At 64.7% G+C, this 20,749-nt stretch carries 14 protein-coding genes; 13 read left to right on the top strand and 1 reads right to left on the bottom strand.

The genetic code is table 11. The features are described 5' to 3' along the window. The first annotated feature begins 2 nt into the window (after positions 1 to 2). From GEV01_RS06955 to pbpC, 8 genes are all read left to right on the top strand, one after another. The gene (locus GEV01_RS06955; RefSeq protein WP_152802889.1) at positions 3 to 1,967 is read left to right on the top strand and encodes a KGGVGR-motif variant AAA ATPase; all 1,965 of its coding nucleotides are present in this window, start codon (positions 3 to 5) and stop codon (positions 1,965 to 1,967) included. Positions 1,968 to 2,036: 69 nt separating this feature from the next. Then, positions 2,037 to 2,774, top strand: a complete 738-nt coding sequence (surE, locus tag GEV01_RS06960; protein WP_152802891.1) for a 5'/3'-nucleotidase SurE — start codon at positions 2,037 to 2,039, stop codon at positions 2,772 to 2,774. After that, entirely contained in the window at positions 2,771 to 3,646 is an 876-nt protein-coding gene (locus GEV01_RS06965; protein WP_152802893.1) for a protein-L-isoaspartate(D-aspartate) O-methyltransferase, read from the top strand. Before surE ends, GEV01_RS06965 begins: the two co-directional genes overlap by 4 nt. A 29-nt stretch (positions 3,647 to 3,675) precedes the next feature. Further along, the gene (locus GEV01_RS06970) at positions 3,676 to 4,620 is read left to right on the top strand and encodes a peptidoglycan DD-metalloendopeptidase family protein (RefSeq protein WP_152802895.1); all 945 of its coding nucleotides are present in this window, start codon (positions 3,676 to 3,678) and stop codon (positions 4,618 to 4,620) included. A 7-nt stretch (positions 4,621 to 4,627) separates the two neighbouring features. Next, a complete protein-coding gene (gene rpoS / locus GEV01_RS06975) occupies positions 4,628 to 5,635 on the top strand; it encodes an RNA polymerase sigma factor RpoS (RefSeq protein WP_152802897.1) in 1,008 nt (335 codons plus the stop codon). A 79-nt stretch (positions 5,636 to 5,714) separates the two neighbouring features. Continuing rightward, positions 5,715 to 7,052 (top strand): 23S rRNA (uracil(1939)-C(5))-methyltransferase RlmD, encoded by a 1,338-nt coding sequence (gene rlmD / locus GEV01_RS06980; protein ID WP_152802899.1) that lies wholly within the window; start codon positions 5,715 to 5,717, stop codon positions 7,050 to 7,052. A 79-nt stretch (positions 7,053 to 7,131) separates the two neighbouring features. Next, positions 7,132 to 12,867 (top strand): alpha-2-macroglobulin family protein, encoded by a 5,736-nt coding sequence (locus GEV01_RS06985; protein WP_152802901.1) that lies wholly within the window; start codon positions 7,132 to 7,134, stop codon positions 12,865 to 12,867. Continuing rightward, complete coding sequence (pbpC, locus tag GEV01_RS06990; RefSeq protein ID WP_152802903.1) at positions 12,864 to 14,963, top strand: penicillin-binding protein 1C; 2,100 nt, start codon at positions 12,864 to 12,866, stop codon at positions 14,961 to 14,963. Before GEV01_RS06985 ends, pbpC begins: the two co-directional genes overlap by 4 nt. Before the next feature lie 57 nt (positions 14,964 to 15,020). Here pbpC and GEV01_RS06995 read toward each other — a convergent pair whose 3' ends face one another. Then, the gene (locus GEV01_RS06995; RefSeq protein ID WP_152802905.1) at positions 15,021 to 15,701 is read right to left on the bottom strand and encodes a Bax inhibitor-1/YccA family protein; all 681 of its coding nucleotides are present in this window, start codon (positions 15,699 to 15,701) and stop codon (positions 15,021 to 15,023) included. Between the two features lie 270 nt (positions 15,702 to 15,971). On the opposite strand from GEV01_RS06995, the gene ndk reads away from it, so the two are divergent. From ndk to ispG, 5 genes are all read left to right on the top strand, one after another. Then, entirely contained in the window at positions 15,972 to 16,379 is a 408-nt protein-coding gene (gene ndk, locus GEV01_RS07000; protein WP_008450630.1) for a nucleoside-diphosphate kinase, read from the top strand. Between the two features lie 72 nt (positions 16,380 to 16,451). Then, positions 16,452 to 17,624, top strand: coding sequence for a 23S rRNA (adenine(2503)-C(2))-methyltransferase RlmN (rlmN, locus tag GEV01_RS07005; RefSeq protein WP_043481175.1), 1,173 nt, complete (start codon positions 16,452 to 16,454; stop codon positions 17,622 to 17,624). Continuing rightward, positions 17,624 to 18,445 carry a type IV pilus biogenesis/stability protein PilW gene (gene pilW, locus GEV01_RS07010; RefSeq protein WP_152802907.1) on the top strand — a complete coding sequence of 274 codons (822 nt, stop codon included), beginning with the start codon at positions 17,624 to 17,626 and terminating at the stop codon, positions 18,443 to 18,445. The genes rlmN and pilW overlap by 1 nt, the downstream gene beginning before the upstream one ends. A 13-nt stretch (positions 18,446 to 18,458) precedes the next feature. Then, positions 18,459 to 19,451, top strand: coding sequence for a helix-turn-helix domain-containing protein (locus GEV01_RS07015; RefSeq protein WP_152802909.1), 993 nt, complete (start codon positions 18,459 to 18,461; stop codon positions 19,449 to 19,451). Positions 19,452 to 19,479: 28 nt separating this feature from the next. Next, a complete protein-coding gene (gene ispG / locus GEV01_RS07020) occupies positions 19,480 to 20,739 on the top strand; it encodes a flavodoxin-dependent (E)-4-hydroxy-3-methylbut-2-enyl-diphosphate synthase (protein WP_070268640.1) in 1,260 nt (419 codons plus the stop codon). Positions 20,740 to 20,749: the final 10 nt, after the last annotated feature.

Consider the following 20,749-nt stretch of genomic DNA (forward strand, 5'->3'; position numbering starts at 1 on the left):
CCATGGAAACCACTGCCTTGTCGCTGCCGCCGTTGACCGGAACCGGCGAAGTCATCACTTTCTATTCTTACAAGGGCGGAACGGGGCGCACGATGGCCTTGTCCAATATCGCGGTGCTGCTGGCCCGCCAGCAGAACGCCACCTCGCCCGTGTTGATGATCGATTGGGATTTGGAGGCGCCGGGCCTGCACCATTATTTCGACCACCATGAGGAGCGGCCCGGGGTGCTGGAGCTGTTCGAGGCGTGCCGCGAGCAACTGATGCGCCGAGGCAAGAGCTCGGCCCTGCTGGACGAGGAGGAGCTGGCGCGCGAGGTGCTGGCCGCCGTCGGCTGGGAGCAGTATGTCAGCCGGGTCGACCAGGGCAGCCAGCTGTACCTGATGCGCGCCGGCCGTTTCGACGACAGTTACGGCGAACGGCTGGCGGCGATGCACTGGGATCAGCTGTTCGACAGTTGCCCGGCGCTGTTCCGTTGCTTCGCCGATAATCTCGCGAGGCATTTCCGCCACGTGCTGGTCGATTCCCGCACTGGCCGCACCGACAGCGCCGGCATTTGCACAACCTTGCTGCCGCGCAAGCTGGTAGTGGTCTTCACGCCCAACCGCCAGAGCCTGGAGGGCGTGCAGGCTACAGTCATGCGCGCGACCGCCTATCGCCGCAGCCACGAAGACGAACAGCGGCCATTATTGGTCTATCCTCTGCCATCGCGCATCGAAATGGGCGACAGCGTGCAGCGCGCCCAGTGGCGGCGCGGCGATCCGCAGCAGCGCATCAGCGGCTACCAGCCCATCTTCGAGCAGTTGCTGAGCACCAGTTACGCCATGCCGAACATCTCGCTGGACAGTTATTTTGACGAAGTCCAGCTACAGCAGACCCGCACCTTCGCCTACGGCGAGCAGCTGGCGGTGTGCATGGACCGGGGCGGCGACCGTTTTTCGCTGACACGCACCTTCGACGCCTTTCTCGACTGGCTGGCAGGCGGCTATTTCCCATGGCAGTCCAGCCGCGAAATCCGCTTGATGGACACGATTGCCGACGCGCGCCGGGTGCTGGCGGCAGGCGGCGCGCGCGCGCTGTCGCAGCCGCTTGCGCTCGGCCTCAATCAGTTGGGCGAACTCTACCGTGGCGAGGGCAGGCTGCGGCAGGCGTTGACTTGTTTTGAGGAAAGCATGACGCTGCGCCAGCTCGGCCTGGGCGAAGACCATCCCGACACGCTGGTCAGCAAGAGCAATCTGGCGGGCGTGCTGCGCTCGCAGGGCCAGCTGGACGATGCGCAGTTCCTTGAGGAATGCGTCGTCGAAGCGCGCGAGCGCTTGCTGGGGCCGGAGCATCTCGATACGCTGGCGGCGCGCGCCAATCTGGCTGCCACGCTGGCGGGGCAGGGGCGGCTGGCCGAAGCGCTGGCCATGCAGGATGCGGTGCTGGAAGCCTATGTGCGCATGCTCGGCGCGGAACACCTGCTGACGCTGGCCTGCAAGGCCGGCCGGGCCGACATGCTGTTCCAGCGCGGCGACACCGAACACGCCCGCATCGCGCAGGAGCAGGTGCTGGCCGCGCGCAAGCGGCTGCTGGGCGCCGAGCATGCCGACACACTGCGCAGCAAGGCCGCGCTGGCCACCACCCTGTTGCGGATGCAGGAGCTGGACGCCGCCGGCAGCCTGTTCGATGCCGTACTCCAGGCGCAGGTCAGGCGTCTGGGCCCGGATCACCCGGAAACCCGCAAGGTGCGCGAACAGTTGGCCGATGTGCAAATGCAGCTGGGCGGCCCGGTCGGGGCGCGCATCGGCGAGCAGGCGCTGGTGCCGGAACTGCATCAGGACGGGGCCATGGACGACTACGGCGATGCCCTGTCGCGGCCGTTGCGCCCGCGCGGCGTGCCCAGCCAGAGCGGGCTATGGACCCGCGCCGGCGACGAATTGCTCGCGCTGGACGGCCATCTGTCCGCTTCCAGGCCGCCGTCGCGCTAGCGCAAATTTATCTGGTGTGGAGCCCGCCGGCACGCGCAGTCCGGCCATTGCTTCAGGTAAAATCATTGTATGAGAATCCTGATCAGTAATGACGACGGCTACCTGGCGCCGGGCATCAACGCGCTGGCCGAGGCCCTTGCACCCATCGCCGACATCGTGGTCGTGGCGCCCGACAGCAACCGCTCCGGCGCTTCCAATTCGCTGTCGCTGGACCGGCCGCTGTCGGTGCAGCGGGCCGCCAATGGTTTCTATTTTGTCAATGGAACGCCGACCGACTGTGTCCACGTCGCGCTGACCGGCATGCTGGACTACCGGCCCGACCTGGTGGTCTCCGGCATCAACAACGGCCCGAATATGGGCGACGACACGCTGTATTCCGGCACCGTCGCCGCCGCCACCGAGGGCTATCTGTTCGGCATACCCGCCATCGCCTTCTCGCAGGGCGCCTACGGCTGGGAGCACATCGAAGACGCCGCCCGTCATGCGCGCGACATCATCCAGCGCTATTATGAAACGTTGCCGGCGCCGTATCTGCTGAACGTCAACATCCCGAACCGCCCCTACGAGCAGCTGTCGACTCCGGTCGCCACGCGGCTGGGTCGGCGCCACCAGGCCGAGCCGGTGATAAGGGCCAAGGATCCGCGCGGCAGGGAAATTTTCTGGATCGGCCCGCCGGGCGCGACCAAGGATGCGGGCGAGGGCACGGATTTCCATGCCTGCGCCCAGGGACTGACCTCGATCACGCCGCTGCAGATCGACCTGACCCACAAAACTCAACGCGATGCATTGGCAAAGGCCCTGGCATGAACGAGAAGAACCGTAGCTTTCCCCTCCCGCTATCCTCGGTAGTCGATAAGGGGGCCAAGAAGGCGACGGTGTTCGCGCCGGTGGCCACGCCGCAGACGGCGACCCAGAACGCGGCCCGCCACGTGCCGCCGCAGCACGGTTATTCCACTGCGCGGCCGGTGGCGGCGCCGTCCAAGTCGCACAGCTACGCGATGGAACGGGCGCAGCCGGCGGTGGCGCAGGCCCCGCGCGGCAATCCGCTGGTGTCCGACGCGGTGCGCCGCGCCATGGTGCAGCGGGTGGCCAGGCAGGGCGTCAAGGATGCGGTGGTGCTGGGCGCGATGGAGAGCGTGCCGCGCCATATGTTCATGGACGAGGCGCTGGCTTCGCAAGCCTATATCGACGCTTCGCTGCCGATCGGCCACCACCAGACCATCTCCCAGCCCTACATCGTCGCCCGCATGATCGAAGTGATGCGTAACGGCGGTCCCTTGCAGCGCGTGCTGGAAATCGGCACCGGTTGCGGCTACCAGGCGGCGGTGCTGTCCTGCGTGGCGCAGGAGGTGTATTCGATCGAGCGCATCAAGCCGCTGCACGAGCTGGCCAAGGCCAATCTGCGGCCGCTGCGCGTGCCGAACCTGCGTTTGCACTACGGAGATGGTATGCTAGGCCTGCCGCAAGCGGCCCCGTTCGACGGTATCATCCTGGCCGCCGCCGGTCTGGAAGTGCCGCAAGCACTGCTGGATCAGCTGACCATAGGCGGTCGGCTGGTGGCGCCGGTGGGCGCGCGCGCGCAGCACCTGGAATTAATTACACGCATCGGCAAGGCGGAGTGGACCAGCCAAACGCTGGAGGACTGCCATTTCGTCCCGCTGCGTCCGGGCACAATATGATGTGCCCGTACCATTAGATTAAGATGAGAATGACAAATAAAAGCAACCTGCTCGCATTGAGCTTTGCGCTCGCTTTCTTGAGCGCCTGTAGCACCACCCCGAATCAGGCACCGGTCGTCGACCGCACCGTGCCGCCGCCAGTCAAACCCGCCACCCCCAGCGAAACGGCGCAGATCGCCCGCGACGAGCGCGGCCTGTACACGGTCAAGAAGGGCGACACGCTGATCCGCATCGCACTGGAATACGGCCAGAACTACCGCGACCTGGTGACGTGGAATAACCTGGCCAACCCGAACGATATCAAGGTCGACCAGGTGCTGCGCGTGCTGCCGCCCGACAGCGCGGCCGGCAACGGCGTGCAGACCGGCGCCATCGTCATGCCGCCGCCGGACAAGACGCCGCCGCCACCGCCCGTGGTCAAGAAAACCGAGCCGAAAGGCGAGAAGAAAGCCTACTCGGAAAGCGCGCTGGCCGAGCTGCAGCGCCCTGAGGGCAGCGGCAAGAGCGAGGGTAACGGCAACGGCAACATCAAGCCGTCGCCGGCCGTGGTCGCCGCGCCGCCGGTGGCCGCAGCCGCCGCATCGACCGCCGCCAGTGCCGAAGATGAAAAACTGAGCTGGATGTGGCCGTCCGACGGCCGCGTCATCGCCACCTTCGATGAAGGCAAGAACAAGGGCGTCGATATCGCCGGCAAGGCGGGCCAGCAAGTCGTGGCTGCCGGGGCCGGAAAAGTGATGTATGCCGGCAGCGGCATCCGCGGATATGGTAATCTCGTTATTGTGAAGCACAGTAATAGCTTGTTGTCGGCCTACGCCCACAATCGCACGATTGTGGTCAAGGAAGGCCAGAGCGTGACCAAGGGACAAATGATTGCGGAAATGGGCGATTCCGACGCCGACTCCGTCAAACTGCACTTTGAAATCAGGCAGCAGGGCAAACCGGTGGACCCGTCCAGATTCCTGCCTAACCGCTAGACTAGCCATGACACAGACGCCGCACGACCCGATGGATGACGACTCGGCCCCGGATGAATTCCCGGACGAGAGCAATGATGATGTCGCCATCGAATCGGCGGACGGCGAAGCCGAAGTCGCCGAACCCGCCGTCGTGCTGGAAAGTGTCGACGAATTGAAGAAAGTGCTGGCGGCCGAGCTCTCGACCGACACCACCCAGCACTACCTGAACCAGATTGGCACCCGGCCGCTGCTGACGGCGCCGCAGGAAGTGCACTACGCCACGCTGGCCAAGGCCGGCGATTTCAGCGCCCGCCAGACCATGATCGAGCACAATCTGCGGCTCGTCGTGTCCATCGCCAAGCACTACATCAACCGCGGCGTGGTCCTGCTCGACATGATCGAGGAGGGCAACATCGGCCTGATGCGCGCCATCGACAAGTTCGAGCCGGAGCGTGGCTTCCGTTTCTCCACCTACGCCACCTGGTGGATACGCCAGAGCATAGAACGCGCCATCATGAACCAGGCCCGCACGGTGCGGTTGCCGGTGCACATGGTGCGCGAGCTGAACCAGATCCTGCGCGGCAAATACCACCTCGAAGCCCAGCACCACAACGGTAAGGACGCCACCGCCGAGGACATCGCCGAGCTGGTCGGCCGCCCGGTGGAGGAGGTGCAGGATATCCTGGCGCTGTCCGAGCACGCCACCTCGCTGGATGCACCGCTGGACAACGATCCGCAATCGTCGCTGATGGACATGCTGCCCGGCGACGCCGAAGACAGCCCGGACGCCCGCGCCGAGCACCACGAGATGACCCTGCTGGTGCGCGACTGGCTGACCAAGCTGCCGGACAAGCAGCGCATCGTCATCATGCGCCGCTTCGGCCTCGACAACGACGACCCGGCCACGCTGGAAACCCTGGCCGAGGAAATGGGCGTCACCCGCGAGCGCGTGCGCCAGATCCAGCAGGAAGCGCTGGTCAAGCTGAAACGGGCCATGGCCGCGCGCGGCGTGGTGCGCGATTCCCTGCTGTAGTCTCTTCCCATTCTGCTATCATGTCGGCCCCGGCATATGAGTGCCGGCGCTAGCCATTCCCAATCCAACATTGAACGTTATGCAAGAAAATACAATCTTCATCAAGTCGCTCGACATGGACGCCCGCGGCGTCGGCCATCTGGAAAATGAAGACGGCTCCCAAGGTAAAGTGGTGTTTGTAGAAGGCGCACTGCCTGGCGAGACGGTGAAATTCACCACGTTCAAGAAGAAGAAAAACTGGGAAATGGCGCGCATGGACGAGCTGCTGCATGAATCCCACATGCGCGTGCAGCCGAAGTGCGTGCACTTCGAAATGTGCGGCGGCTGCTCGATGCAGCACCTGGAGCCGACCGCCCAGGTGGCGATCAAACAGCGCGTGCTGGAAGACAACCTGCAACACATCGGCAAGGTGCGTCCGCTGTCGGTGATGCGCCCGATGTACGGCCCGACCTGGGGCTACCGCTACCGCGCGCGCCTGTCGGTGCGCCACGTGGCCAAGAAGAACACGGTGCTGGTCGGCTTCAAGGAAAAGAAAACCATCTTCGTGGCCGACATCCAGAGCTGCCAGATCCTGCCCAAGCATGTGTCGGACCTGCTGCTGCCGCTGCGCGCGCTGATCGGCTCGATGACCCTGTTCGACCAGATTCCGCAGATCGAAGTGGCCATCGGCGAAGGCGTGACCGCGCTGGTGCTGCGCATCATGGCGCCGCTGGGCAATGGCGACGACGCCAAGCTGAAGGCTTTCGCCGACCAGCACAACGTCCAGTTCTGGCTGCAGACCAAGGGCCCGGAAACGGCCGCGCCGTACTACCCGCTGGACCAGGAGCTGTACTACCTGCTGCCGGAATTCGGTATCAAGATGCCATTCAAGCCGGTCGATTTCACGCAGGTGAACCACTACATCAACCGCGTGCTGGTGGCCAAGGCCTTGCGCCTGCTGGAAGTGCAGCCGGAAGACCGCGTGGCCGACCTGTTCTGCGGCCTGGGCAACTTCACGCTGCCGCTGGCGACGCAGGCGCGCGAAGTGGTCGGCATCGAAGGCGCGACCTCGCTGACTGAGCGCGCGCTGGACAACGCCAAGGCCAACGGCCTGTCCGACAAGACGACCTTCTACACCCGCAATTTGTTCGAAGTGACGGCCGATCACCTGATCGAGCTGGGCAAGTTCGACCGCATGCTGATCGACCCGCCACGCGACGGCGCCATGGCCCTCAGCGAAGCGCTGGTGGCGCTGAGCCAGACCCGCGCCGATCTGCTGCCGAAGCGTATCGTCTACGTGTCGTGCAGCCCGTCCACGCTGGCGCGCGACGCCGGCATCCTGGTCAACGCCGGTTATGTGCTCGACAAGGCAGGCGTGGTCAATATGTTCCCGCACACTTCGCACGTGGAATCGATGGGTGTGTTCAACTTGGCCTGATGTATTTCCGGTAATGTTGTTGACTTTGCCCGGGGCGTTTGCAACACTGGTCTGATTCCTTATCAGCACCGGAGTTGGCATGCGCCTCCTGTCCCGTTTTATAGGCATGGCTGCCCTGTGCAGCCTGCCGCTGGCCGTTCTGGCCCAAACCACCGTCACCTCCTTTTCTCCCAGCGGCGTCGTCAAAGGCGTGCGCCAGGTCACGGCGCGCTTCAGCGGCCAGATGGTCCCCTTGGGCGACATGCGCCTGGGCGATCCCTTCACCATCGATTGTCCGGAAGAGGGCAAGGGCCGCTGGATCGACGGCAAAAACTGGAGCTACGATTTCGTCCGCGACCTGCCGGCCGGCGTGGCGTGCAGCTTCACGCTGAAGAGCGATGCCCAAGACCTGGCGGGCAAGCCGCTCGCCGGCGAACACCGTTTCGCCTTTAATACCGGCGGTCCCGCGATTGTGCAATCGGTGCCTCGCGAGGGTGCGTCGGACATCGACGAACAACAGATCTTCATCCTCGGCCTCGATGCGCCGGCCGGTGACGACACCGTCGCCGCCCACGCCTGGTGCCGCGCCGAAGGCATCAACGAAAAAATCGGCGTGCGCGTGCTGAAAGGCGCGGAGCGCGAGCAGATACTGGAGCAGCGCAAGTCCTTCACCGACCGCTATCTCACGCTGTACTTCAAGGCGCGCGGCGTGGTGTGGGGCGCCACTGCGAAGGTGCGCAGCAAGCGCCTGGAGCAGCTGCCGCTGACGGTCCTGCAATGCAAGCGCCGCTTGCCGGCGAATGCCGAGGTGTCGCTGGTCTGGGGCGCGGGCATCACCGCCGACAGCGGCATCGTCACCACGCAGGACCAGACCTGGTCGTACAAGACCCGGCGCGAATTCACCGCGGACTTCAGCTGCGACCGATTGAAGGCCGATGGCGGTTGCATTCCCTTCCTGCCGATGCGCCTGCAGTTCACCGCGCCCATTCGCATGGCCGACGCGCTGGCCATCAAGCTGACCGGCCCTGGCGGAAAAATCTTCAAGGCCGGCGTCGACAAGGAAGAGGCCAAGGCCGAATATGTCAGCTGGCTGACCATCAACGGACCGTTCCCCGAAAAGTCCAAACTGACGCTGTCGCTGCCGGCCGGCTTGAAGGACGACGCCAACCGCGCCTTATTGAATCAGGCGCGCTTCCCGATGACGGTGCAGACCGACGCGCAGCCGCCGCTGGTCAAGTTCCCCGCGCGCTTCGGCATCATCGAGGCCAAGGGCGACCGCCTGCTGCCGGTCACGGTGCGCAATATCGAGAGCAGCCTGGCCGGCCGCACCTCGCGGGTCGACGGCGCGGCCTTGCGCGTCAACGATGGCGCGGTCGCGCAGGATGAGCAGGACAAGCAGATCATGGACTGGCTGCGCCGCATATCCGGCTACGGCTGGGAGCCGCAGGAACTGTACGGCGACGCGCTCTACAAGCCGCTGCTGGGCGACAGCAAGCGCGCGCCGGCCGGCGCGGTCGAGCGCTTCACCATGCCCAAGCCGGGCGGCAAGCAGGCGTTCGAAGTGGTCGGCATCCCGCTGCGCAAGCCGGGCTTTTACGTGGTCGAACTGGCCAGCCCCAAACTGGGCGCGGCGCTGAACGACAAGCCTTCCACCGCCTACGTCAGCTCAGCGGCGCTGGTGACGAATATGGTGGCGCACTTCAAGCGCGGCGCGCAGTCGTCGCTGGTGTGGGTCACGTCGCTGGACAAGGGCAAGCCCGTGCCACAGGCGCAGGTGACGGTGCGTGATTGCGCCGGCAAGCAGGTATGGCAGGGCGTCACCGACGGCATGGGCGTGGCCCGCATCGCGCAGGAGCTGGCGGAAGGCCACTGCGACAACACCAGCGGCTACTTCATCAGCGCCCGCAGCGGCGCCGACATGACCTTTACGCTGTCCAGCTGGACGCGCGGCATCGAGAGCTGGCGCTTCAACCTGCCGACGGAAGACAGCAGCGCGGACACCGTCATCGCCGCCACCGTATTCGACCGCACGCTGCTGCGCGCCGGCGAGACGGTGCACATGAAGCACTTCCTGCGCCGCCATGTGCAGCAGGGCATTGCGCTGGTCGGCACGGGCGATGCGCTGCGCAAGGCGCAGCCGGGCAGCATCTTCGTCATGCACGAAGGCAGCGAGCAGAAATACGAACTGCCGATCGCCTGGAGCGCCAACGGCAGCGCGGAAAACCAGTGGGTGATCCCGGCCGATGCGAAGCAGGGCTGGTACCAGATCATGCTGGGTGGCCGCACGGCTGGGCGCTTCCGCGTCGAGCAGTTCCGCGTGCCGACCATGAAAGCCATCCTGCAAGGACCGAAGACGCCGGCCATCCTGGCGCCGGCGGTGGATCTGGATGTGCAGCTCAGCTACCTGTCCGGCGGCGGCGCGGGCGGAGCGCCGGTTCAGCTGCGTACCGTGGTGCAGGACAAGGCGGTCAGCTTTGAAGACTATGCGGACTTCACCTTCAGCACGGGCGATGTCAAGGTCGGCGTCGAGCGCAGCAACGGCGCTTTCGATGAAGACGAAGGCGTGTTCGATGAGGGCGAAACCGATGCTGGCACAGGTAATGGCGCGGTCAGCGGCCCCGCTGGCATCAAGACCCGCAGCCTGACGCTGGACAAGGCCGGCGGCGCCCGCGTCACGCTTGATCAACTGCCGGTGGTGCAAACCCCGCGCGACCTGACGGCCGAAATGTCCTACCAGGACGCCAACGGCGAAACGCTGTCCGTCTCCACGCGCATACCATTGTGGCCGTCCAGTTATGTGATCGGCATACAGCCGGACGGCTGGGTGCTGAGCAAGGACGCGCTGAAGTTCCAGGTGGTGGTGCTGGACCTGCAAGGCAAGCCGGTGGCGGACGCCCCGGTGTCTGTGGACTTCTTCCAGCGGCAGTCGTACTCGCATCGACGCCGTTTGATCGGCGGCTTCTACGCCTACGAGAACAACAACGAAGTCAAGGCCCTGGGCGCGGCCTGCGAAGGCAAGACCGATAACAAGGGCCTGCTGATCTGCCAGGTCAAGGCGCCCGCATCGGGCAACCTGATCCTGCGCGCCAAAACGCAGGATGCGCAACAGCGCGTCGCGATGACCAACCGCGAAACCTGGGTGGCCGACGGCGCCGACTGGTGGTTCAACGCCACCGACAACGACCGCATCGACCTGCTGCCCGAGAAGAAGCGCTACGAACCGGGCGAAACGGCCAGCTTCCAGGTGCGCATGCCGTTCCGCGAAGCGACCGCGCTGATCACGGTAGAGCGCGAAGGCGTCATCGACACCTATGTGCGTCCGCTGTCGGGCAGTGCACCGGTGTTCACCATTCCGGTCAAGAACAGCTACGCGCCGAATGTGTACGTGTCGGCGCTGGTGGTGCGCGGCCGCGTGGCCAGCGTGCAGCCGACCGCGCTGGTCGACCTGGGCAAGCCCGCCTACAAGCTGGGGATCACGCCGCTGCGCGTGGGCTGGTCGGCCAATGAACTGAAGGTTCAGGTCACGGCGGACAAGCCGGTCTACAACATCCGCGACAAGGCCACGGTGGCGGTCAAGGTCACGCGTGCGGACGGCTCGGCGCCGCCCGCCGGTGCGGAGGTGGCGCTGGCGGCGGTCGATGTCGGCCTGCTGGAGCTGATGCCCAACACCAGCTGGGATCTGTTGGAAGCGATGATGCAGCAGCGCAGCCTGCAAGTGCAGACGGCGACCGCGCAGATGCAGGTCGTCGGCAAGCGCCACTTCGGCCGCAAGGCCGTTCCGCACGGCGGTGGCGGCGGCAAGGGCGCGGGACGTGAGCTGTTCGATACGCTGCTGTTCTGGAAAGGCCGCGTCGCGCTGGACGCCAACGGCGAAGCCACGGTGCAGGTGCCGATCAACGATTCGCTGACGGCCTTCCGCATCGTCGCTATCGCCAGCGCCAACGCCGACTTGTTCGGCACCGGCCGCACCGAGGTGCGCAGCTCGCAGGACTTGATACTGCTGTCAGGCCTGCCCGCGTTGGTGCGCGAGGGCGACCGCTTTCGCGCCGGCTTCACGCTGCGTAACACCACCGACGCCGCCGTCAAGGTCGCACTGACCGCCAACGCGGGCGGCAAGGCGCTGGCGCCGCAGCAGGTGTCGCTGGAGGCGGGGCAGGCGCAGGATATCGGCTGGGATTATCAGGTGCCGCTGAATGTCAGTTCGCTGGCGTGGGACGTGAACGCCAGCATCGTGGCCGAAGGCGAGGGCGGTCCTGAGTCGCGTGACCGCTTGAAGGTCAAGCAGAAAGTGGTGGCCGCCGTGCCGGTGCGGACCACGCAAGCCACTCTGCTGCAACTGGACGGCAAACAGACGATGAAGGTCCGCCTGCCTGACGACGCGCTGCCGGGACGCGGTGGCGTGCAGACGCAGTTCAGCGCCCGCCTGGGTAGCGATCTGCCGGGCGTGCGCGATTACATGAGCGCCTACCCATACCGCTGCTTCGAGCAGGTCAGCTCGCGCGCCATCGCGTTGCATGACAAGGCGATGTGGCAGTCGGCAGTCGATACGCTGCCGGCGCATCTGGATGCCGATGGCCTGGTCAAGTACTTCGCCAGCATGCAGCAGGGTTCAGACTCGCTGACCGCCTATGTGCTGTCGGTCTCTCAGGAGGCGGGCTATGACATCCCGGCGGAACTGAAGGGGCGCATGGAGACGGGCCTGATGGCCTTCGTGCAGGGCAAGGTGACGCGCTACTCGTCGCTGCCGACCGCCGACCTGGCGATCCGCAAAGTGGCTGCGCTGGAGGCGCTGTCGCGTTCCAACGGCATCCTGCCGGAAGCGCTGGAGTCCTTCGCCGCCGAGCCTAACCTGTGGCCGACATCGGCGGTCATCGACTGGTACCTGGTGCACAAGCGTTCGCCGAAGCTGCCGATGCGCGCGCAGCAGCTGGCGCAGGCCTTGCAGATCCTGCGCTCGCGCCTGAACCTGCAAGGCACGACGATGGGCTTCTCGACCGAGCGCACCGACGACTGGTGGTGGCTGATGGCGTCCGCTGACACCAACGCCAACCGCCTGTTGCTGGCGATGGCGGACAACCCGGCCTGGAAGGACGACATGGGCCGCCTGGCGCGTGGAGCGCTGGGACGCCAGAAGAAAGGCCGCTGGGGCACGACGGTGGCCAATGCCTGGGGCACGCTGGCGATCGACCGCTTCTCGCAGAAATTCGAGAGCGTGGCCGTCACCGGCACCAGCAGCGCCACGCTGGCGCAGGCCAGCAAGAGCATCGCCTTCGGCGGCGCGTCCAACGGCGGTAGTGCGATGCTGCCTTGGCCGCGCGGCACCGGTGAGCTGGAGCTGAGCCACGTCGGCACAGGCAAGCCATGGGTGACGGTGCAAACGCTGGCGGCGCTGCCGTTGACGGCACCGGTGTCCAGTGGCTACAGGATCTCCAAGACCATTACGCCGGTGGAGCAGAAGAAGGCTGGCGTTTGGTCGCGTGGCGATGTCTATCGCGTGCACCTGGATCTGGAAGCGCAGTCGGATATGACCTGGGTGGTGGTGGACGATCCGATTCCGGCCAGCGCCACTGTGTTGGGTTCCGGGCTGGGACGCGATTCGCAGCTGCTCAGTACTGGCAACAAGAGCACCGGCTGGACCTGGCCGGTGTTCGAGGAGCGTACCTTCGAGGGTTATCACGCGTTCTACCAGTTCGTCCCGAAAGGTAAGTGGAGCGTGGAGTACACTGTGCGTTTGAATAATCCGGGCCAGTTCAACCTGCCGACTACGCGTGTCGAAGCGATGTACAGCCCGGAGATGTTTGGCGAAGCGCCGAATGCACCGATGAGCGTGAAATGAAACTGATAGCAGCAAGCTTGCTGGCGCTGGCCGGCGCCGCGCATGGCGCCGCGCCGAATGCCGATGCGTTTAGCGTACCGACGCCGGAGCAGGTGCGCGCCGGCTACCGCTCGTCGGAGGCCGAACTGTTGGACCGCAACGGCCAGCCGGTGCAGTCGCTGCGCATCGACATGAAAGTACGCCGCCTGCCGTGGGTGGCGCTGGCCGATATCTCCCCCAGCCTGCCGGCCGCCGTGCTGCAAGCCGAAGACCAGCGTTTCTACGAACACGGAGGCGTGGACTGGAGCGCGGCCACCAAGGCCGCCTGGGACAACCTGTTCCGCAACCGTCCGCGCGGCGCGTCCACCATCACCATGCAGCTGGCTGCGCAGCTGGACCCGCATCTGCAGGCCTCCGCCAAGGGCCGCAGCTGGGGCCAGAAGTGGGACCAGATCAAGGCCGCCCGCGAGATCGACGCCAGCTGGACCAAGCCGCAGATCATGGAAGCCTATCTGAACTTGGTGTCGTTCCGAGGCGAGCTGCAAGGCGTGGGCGCGGCGGCGCGGGGCCTGTTCGGCAAGGCGCCGTCGGGATTGAACCTGACCGAATCGATGATCCTGGCCAGCCTGCTGCGCGGGCCGGGCGCGGCGCCCAAGGTGGTGTGGCAGCGCGCGTGTGCGCTGTCGCGTGAACTCAAGGCGCCTGCTACCTGTAGCGAGATCGAACTGAGGACCATGATCGCGATGAGCCGCCCGCTGCTGGCGGCCGATTTGCCTCCCGCGCCGCAGGTAGCGCAGCAGTTGCTGACCAGCGGCGGACAGTCGGTACGCAGCACGCTCGACGCCGACCTGCAGCGCTACGCACAGGCGGCCTTGCGCCAGCAGCTGATGTCGCTGCGGACGCGCAACGTCAACGACGGCGCGGTGGTGGTACTGGATAACGCCAGCGGCGAGATCCTGGCCTATGTCGGCAATGCCGGCACCGGCGAGGTCGATGGCGTGGTGGCGCTGCGGCAGGCCGGGTCCACGCTCAAGCCTTTTCTGTACGAGCTGGCGCTGGAGCGCAGGCTGATCACGGCCGCGTCGGTGATGGACGATACGGCGATCGACATCTCCACGCCGACCGGCCTGTATATCCCGCAGAACTACGACAAGGAATTCAAAGGCCACGTCAGCGTGCGCACCAGTCTCGCCAGCTCGCTCAACGTGCCGGCGGTGCGTACGCTGGTGATGACGGGCATGGATCGCTTCTACGAACGCCTGCATGACGTGGGCTTGAACAGCCTGACCGAATCACCGGACTATTACGGCTATTCGCTGGCGCTGGGATCGGCCGAGGTCACGCTGCTGGAGTTGAGTAACGCCTATCGCACGCTGGCCAACGGCGGCGTGTATGGCCCGGTGACGCTGGCGCCGCGTGGGGCTGCTGCGTCCACGCGGCGGGTGCTGGACGGCAGGGCGGCCTTCATCATCGGCGACATCCTGTCCGACCGCGCGGCGCGCAGCCTGACTTTCGGCCTGAAGAACGAGCTGGCCACGACCTTCTGGAGCGCCGTCAAAACCGGCACCAGCAAGGACATGCGCGACAACTGGTGCATGGGTTACACCGACCGGTACACGGTGGGCGTCTGGGTCGGCAACTTCGATGGACAGTCGATGTGGGATGTTTCCGGCGTCAGCGGCGCGGCGCCGGTGTGGCGCGACGTGATGGATTACCTGCATCGCGGGCAGCCGGGCAGGGCGCCGCAGGCGCCGGCTGGCGTGGTGCGCCAGCAGATCGTCTACCAGCCGGCGCTGGAATCGGCGCGCGGCGAATGGTTCATCGCCGGCACCGAAAGCCCTGTCATCGCGCTGGTGCAGGAGACCCAGCGCGCCGCGAAGATTCTCTACCCTGGCGAAGCAAGCATCATCGCCATCGACCCCGACATCCCGGACGCCATCCAGCGCGTCTTCTTCCAGGCGCAGGGCGGCAAGGGTCTGTCGTGGCGCCTCGACGGCGCCGATCTAGGCCAGGCCAACACCGACTACGCCTGGCGCCCCGTCCCCGGCCCACACCAGCTGGCCCTGATCGACGCCAACGCCCAAGTCATCACCACCACCCGCTTCCACGTCCGCTAACCCCACCATAAAAAAAGCCGGCGCTAGGCCGGCTTTCGTTGGTGTTGCTGGTGTCGCTTAGTCGCGGTTGCCGCCGAAGATGCCCAGCAGCGACAGCAGGTTGACGAAGATGTTGTACACGTCCAGGTAGATGTTCAGCGTGGCGCGGATGTAGTTGGTCTCGCCGCCGTTGATGATCTGCTGCACGTCATACAGGATGTAAGCCGAGAAGATCGCGATCGCTACCACCGAGATCACGATAGCCAGCGCCGGGATGCCCAGGAAGATGTTGGCGATCGAAGCCAGCAGGATCACCACCACGCCCGCGAACAGCCAGTTGGCCATGCCCGAGAAGTCGCGCTTCGATACCGTGGCGATGGTCGCCAGTACCGCGAACACCGACGCCGTGCCGCCAAACGCGGTCATGATCAGGAAGCCGCCGTTGGAGAAGCCCAGGATGCGCGACAGCAGAGGCGTCAGCCACAAGCCCATGAAGAAGGTGAAGCCCAGCAGCAGGGCCACGCCCAGGCCGGAATCCTTGTTCTTCTCAATGCCCCAGATGAAGCCGAAGGCGATCCCCAGGAACAGCAGCGCCATCAGCCCGCCGCCCAGCGGCAGGTGCAGCGAGACGCCCAGCACCGCGCCAAAAATGGTCGGTACCATCGACAGCGCCAGCAGCCAGTAGGTGTTGCGCAGCACTTTGTGTTGCACCGACTGGCGGCTTCCCGCCAGGTCGTAGGTGTTTTGCATGTTGTTCATAGAGAACCTCCTTCATAGTGATTCGAATACCGCTTGCCAAAAGCATAGCACGCCGGGGTAAAAATGCGCAAAATTGCCCAGAAAACCTGCTTAAAGATGGCTTAATGCGGTCATATGCCTGATTTTTCCTCGCAAAACAGCTTCCGATGGCCTATCTTGCAAGCTTATCTACTGCCGTTTCTCGGTATATGGGGTGTTCTATGGTAAAATCAAAGGTTGATTGAGTTATCAATTTTGTTTTAAACCTTTCTTTTTATTGGAGTTTTTTAAATGGCAATCGAACGCACCCTGTCGATCATCAAACCAGACGCAGTTGCAAAAAACGTAATCGGCCAAATCTACAGCCGCTTCGAAGGCGCTGGCCTGAAGATCGTTGCTGCTCAAATGAAGCAACTGTCGCGTGAAGAAGCCGAAGGCTTCTACGCTGCACACAAAGAGCGCGGTTTCTTCAAGGATCTGGTTGACTTCATGGTCTCCGGTCCAGTCATGATCCAAGCTCTGGAAGGCGAAAACGCAGTCCTGAAAAACCGCGAACTGATGGGCGCTACCGATCCTAAGAAGGCTGACAAAGGCACCATCCGCGCCGATTTCGCCGATTCGATCGACGCTAACGCTGTTCACGGTTCCGACGCTGTCGAAGCCGCCCAAGTTGAAATCGCTTACTTCTTCGGTAAGTAATTTTTAGTAGATCCGTTTCCGCGCCGCGGTGCGGAAACGGAAAAAATGATTAGTACTGTTTTGAACCAGAATATGAACGCACCTCTGACCAACTTGCTGGACTTCGATCCCGCGCAACTTATCGCTTATTGCGCCGAGTTGGGAGAGAAGCCGTTCCGCGCCAAGCAACTGCAGCGCTGGATCCACCAATTCGGCGCGTCGGATTTCGACAGCATGACCGATCTGGCCAAGTCGCTGCGCGACAAACTGAAAACCCGCGCCCACGTTACGGCGCCGGCCATCATCAGCGACCACACGTCCACCGACGGTACCCGCAAATGGCTGGTCGACGTCGGCAACGGCAACGCGGTCGAAACCGTGTTCATCCCGGAAGAAAACCGCGGCACGCTGTGCATCTCGACCCAGGCCGGCTGCGCCGTCAACTGCCGCTTCTGCTCGACCGGCAAGCAGGGCTTCTCGCGCAATCTGTCGGTTGGCGAAATCATCGGCCAGCTGTGGATGGCGGAGTTCGAATTGCGCCGCACCAAGGGCATCGAGCCCGGCCCGAAAGGCGAACGCCAGATCACCAACGTGGTCATGATGGGCATGGGCGAGCCGCTGCTGAACTTCGAGCCGACCGCCACCGCCCTCAAGCTGATGCTGGACGATAACGCCTACGGCCTGTCGCGCCGCCGCGTGACCCTGTCCACCTCCGGCGTGGTGCCGATGATGGACAAGCTGTCGCAGGAAGTGCCGGTGGCGCTGGCCGTCTCGCTGCACGCGTCGAACGACAAGCTGCGCGACAGCCTGATCCCGCTGAACAAAAAATACCCCCTCAAAGAGCTGATGGCCGCCTGCAAGCGCTACCTGGAATTTGCGCCGCGCGACTTCATCACCTTCGAGTACTGCATGCTCGACGGCGTCAACGACTCCGACGAGAACGCCCGTGAACTGCTGGCCCTGGTCCAGGACCGCGAGTTCGGCGTCAACTGCAAATTCAACCTGATTCCGTTCAATCCCTTCCCGGAATCGGGCCTGCTGCGCTCGAAGAACCCGCGCATCAAGGCCTTCGCGCAGATCCTGGTCGACGGCGGCATCGTCACCACCATCCGCAAAACGCGCGGCGACGATATCGACGCCGCCTGCGGCCAGCTGGCCGGCGAAGTCCAGGACCGCACCAAGGTCGCCCAGCGCATGGAGAAGATGGCCGAGTATCAGCAAAAATTCGGCGCCAACTTCGGCAAGATCGTGGAGATTCGTTCCTGATGACCTTCCTGGCGCAGCGGAGCCGGCTCAGTCTCGTCGCCTTGTGCGCGGCAGGGGCGTTGGCCGGCTGTGCGTCGCCGGGACCGGAACGCGGCAACAGCGGCCAGGCCGAACTGGCCACCGTGTCGGACCAGACTGCGGCCCAGCGCAAGGTGGAGATCCGCATGCAGCTGGCGGTCGGCTACTACGAACAGGGCCAGTACCCGTTCGCGCTGGACGAAGTCAAGCTGGCGTTGACGGCCGATCCGGCCTATGCCGACGCTTACGGCATGCGCGGCCTGATCTACCAGGCGATGGGCGAGTACGGCCTGGCCGAGGATAACTTCGTGCGCGCCCGCAAGCTGGCGCCTGCGAACCCGGATCTGGCCAACAATTACGGCTCTTTCCTGTGCCAGGCCGGCCGCGTGGCCGAGGCGCTGCCGCTGTTCGATGCGGCCCTGGGCAACCGGTCCTACCGTTCGCCGGCCAACGCCGCGAACAACGCCGGTTCCTGCGCACTGAAGATCAAGGATTACGCCAGCGCGGAGCGTTATCTGCTGCAAGCCTTGCAGTTGACGCCCGACCTGCCGGCCACCAACGCCAATCTGGCGCGGGTATATTTTGAAAAGCGCGATTATGTGCGCGCCAATTTCTTCATTACCCGTCTGAACAAGGTGGCAAAGATGGAGAGCCTGACGGCCGAAGTGCTGTGGCTCGGGATTAAGGTGCAGCATAAAGCGGGCGATACGGGAGCGGAAACCAGCTGGGCGACGCAATTGCGCCGCCACCACCCCGGCTCGACCGAGTATGCTGCTTATCAACGTGGGGCGTTTGATGAGTGAGACAGGGATACCAATGAATTCAGAGTGGGCAGAACCGCCAAAGGACCAGGGCAGCAGCCTGGCCACGCCCGGAGCACAACTGGCAGCCCAGCGCGAAGCGATGGGGCTGACGGTCGAACAGATTGCCGACCAGCTGAAGCTGGCCCCGCGCCAGGTCAAGGCGCTGGAAGCGGGCGACTACGCCGCGCTGCCGAATATGGCCGTGGTGCGCGGCTTTGTGCGCGCCTACGCCAAGGTCGTGAAGATAGACGCCACGCCGCTGGTGGCGATGATCGAAGTGATCTCGCCGACCAGCCACGAGGCTGCGCCGCCGCGCAAGGAAATCGCCGCCACCTTCACCGAGTCGCGCTTCCCGTCGATGACGGGACGTTCGCCTGGCCCGGCCGCATGGCTGGTCGGCGTGGCCGTCGTGGTGGTGGTTGCCGCCGCCGGCGCGTATGCCTACCAGACCGGTTTGATCCCGGCCTCGCTGTTCCAGCGTTCGGACAAGGATGCATCGGCCAGCGCGACCGCCGAAGCGGCCAAGCCGGCCGACGTGGCGGTGGCGCCGATCGAGACCACGATCGCCAAGCCAGGCCAGGAAACCGCGCCGTTGCAGTCGCCGAGTGTGCCGCTGATTTCGGTGCCGCCGCCAGGCGCTCCGGCGGATGCAGCGCCAGCGACGACGCCAGCAACGACGCCAGCCGCTGCGGCGCCTGCGCCAGCACCGGCCGCGCCGGTTGCGCAAGTGTCGCCGCCAGCGCCCGCACCCGCTCCGGTGGCAGCCAGCGGTAATCAGCTGGTGTTGAAAGTGACGCAGGATTCGTGGGTGGAGATCCGCCGCCCAGGCACGACGCCGCTGATTTCGCGGCTGGTGAAAGCCGGCAGCACCGAGACCTTCGATATCAAGGATCCGGCACTGCTGATCGTCGGCAAACCGGGCGGCGTGGAAGCCACGCTGGGCGGCGCGCCGCTGGCGTTGCCGCCGGTCGCAGGCGGTACGATCTCGCGCGTGAACATCAAATAAGCAAGTTAAAAGTACGAATAGAACGATCATGTCTTCAACGCAAACAGCTATCCCTTCGGGACCATTGAATCGCCGCGCCAGCCGCCGCGTGCTGGTGATGCACGGCCAGCGCAAGATCTGGGTGGGCGGCGACGCCCCCGTGGTGGTGCAGTCGATGACCAACACCGACACCGCCAACGTGATCGAGACCGCGATTCAGATCAAGGAACTGGCGCGCGCCGGTTCGGAGCTGGTGCGCCTGACGGTGGACCGTCCTGAAGCCGCTGCCGCCGTGCCGTACATCCGCGAACAGCTGGACAAGATGGAGATCGACGTGCCGCTGGTCGGCGATTTCCACTACAACGGCCACACGCTGCTCAACGATTATCCGGAGTGCGCCAAGGCGCTGTCGAAGTACCGCATCAATCCGGGCAACGTCGGCAAGGGCGCCAAGCGCGACACGCAGTTTGCGCAGATGATCGAAGTGGCCGCGCGCTACGACAAGCCGGTGCGCATCGGCGTCAACTGGGGCAGCCTGGATCAGGCGCTGCTGGCCCGCATCATGGATGAAAACGCCGGCCGCGCCGAGCCGTGGTCCGCGCAGGCGGTGATGTACGAGGCGCTGATTACCTCGGCCATCGAGAACGCCGTGCGCGCCGAAGAACTGGGCCTGGGTCGCGACAAGATCATCCTGTCGTGCAAAGTCTCGGGCGTGCAGGATCTGATCGCCGTGTACCGCGAACTGGCCAAGCGCTGCGACTATCCGCTGCACCTGGGCCTGACCGAAGCGGGCATGGGCAGCAAGGGCATCGTCGCTTCGACGGCCGCGCTGTCGGTGCTGCTGCAAGAGGGTATCGGCGACACCATCCGCATCTCGCTGACACCGGAGCCGGGCGGCGACCGCACCAAGGAAGTCGTGGTCGGCCAGGAGATCTTGCAGACCATGGGCCTGCGCAAATTTACGCCGATGGTGATCGCGTGCCCGGGCTGCGGCCGCACCACCTCGACCACCTTCCAGGAACTGGCCGACAACATCCAGACCTATCTGCGCGACCAGATGCCGGAGTGGAAAAAGACCTACCCGGGCGTGGAGGCGATGAACGTAGCCGTGATGGGCTGCATCGTCAACGGCCCTGGCGAATCGAAGCATGCCAACATCGGCATCAGCCTGCCGGGCACCGGCGAATCGCCGGCCGCGCCGGTGTTCGTCGACGGCGCCAAGTTCGCCACGCTGCGCGGTGATCGCATCGTTGAAGAGTTCCAGGAAATCGTACTGAATTACGTGAAAAAGAATTATGTCCAAAACTGAGAAAATTGTA

The sequence above is a fragment of the Rugamonas rivuli genome (genome assembly GCF_009380165.1).
Taxonomy (GTDB): domain Bacteria; phylum Pseudomonadota; class Gammaproteobacteria; order Burkholderiales; family Burkholderiaceae_D; genus Rugamonas; species Rugamonas rivuli.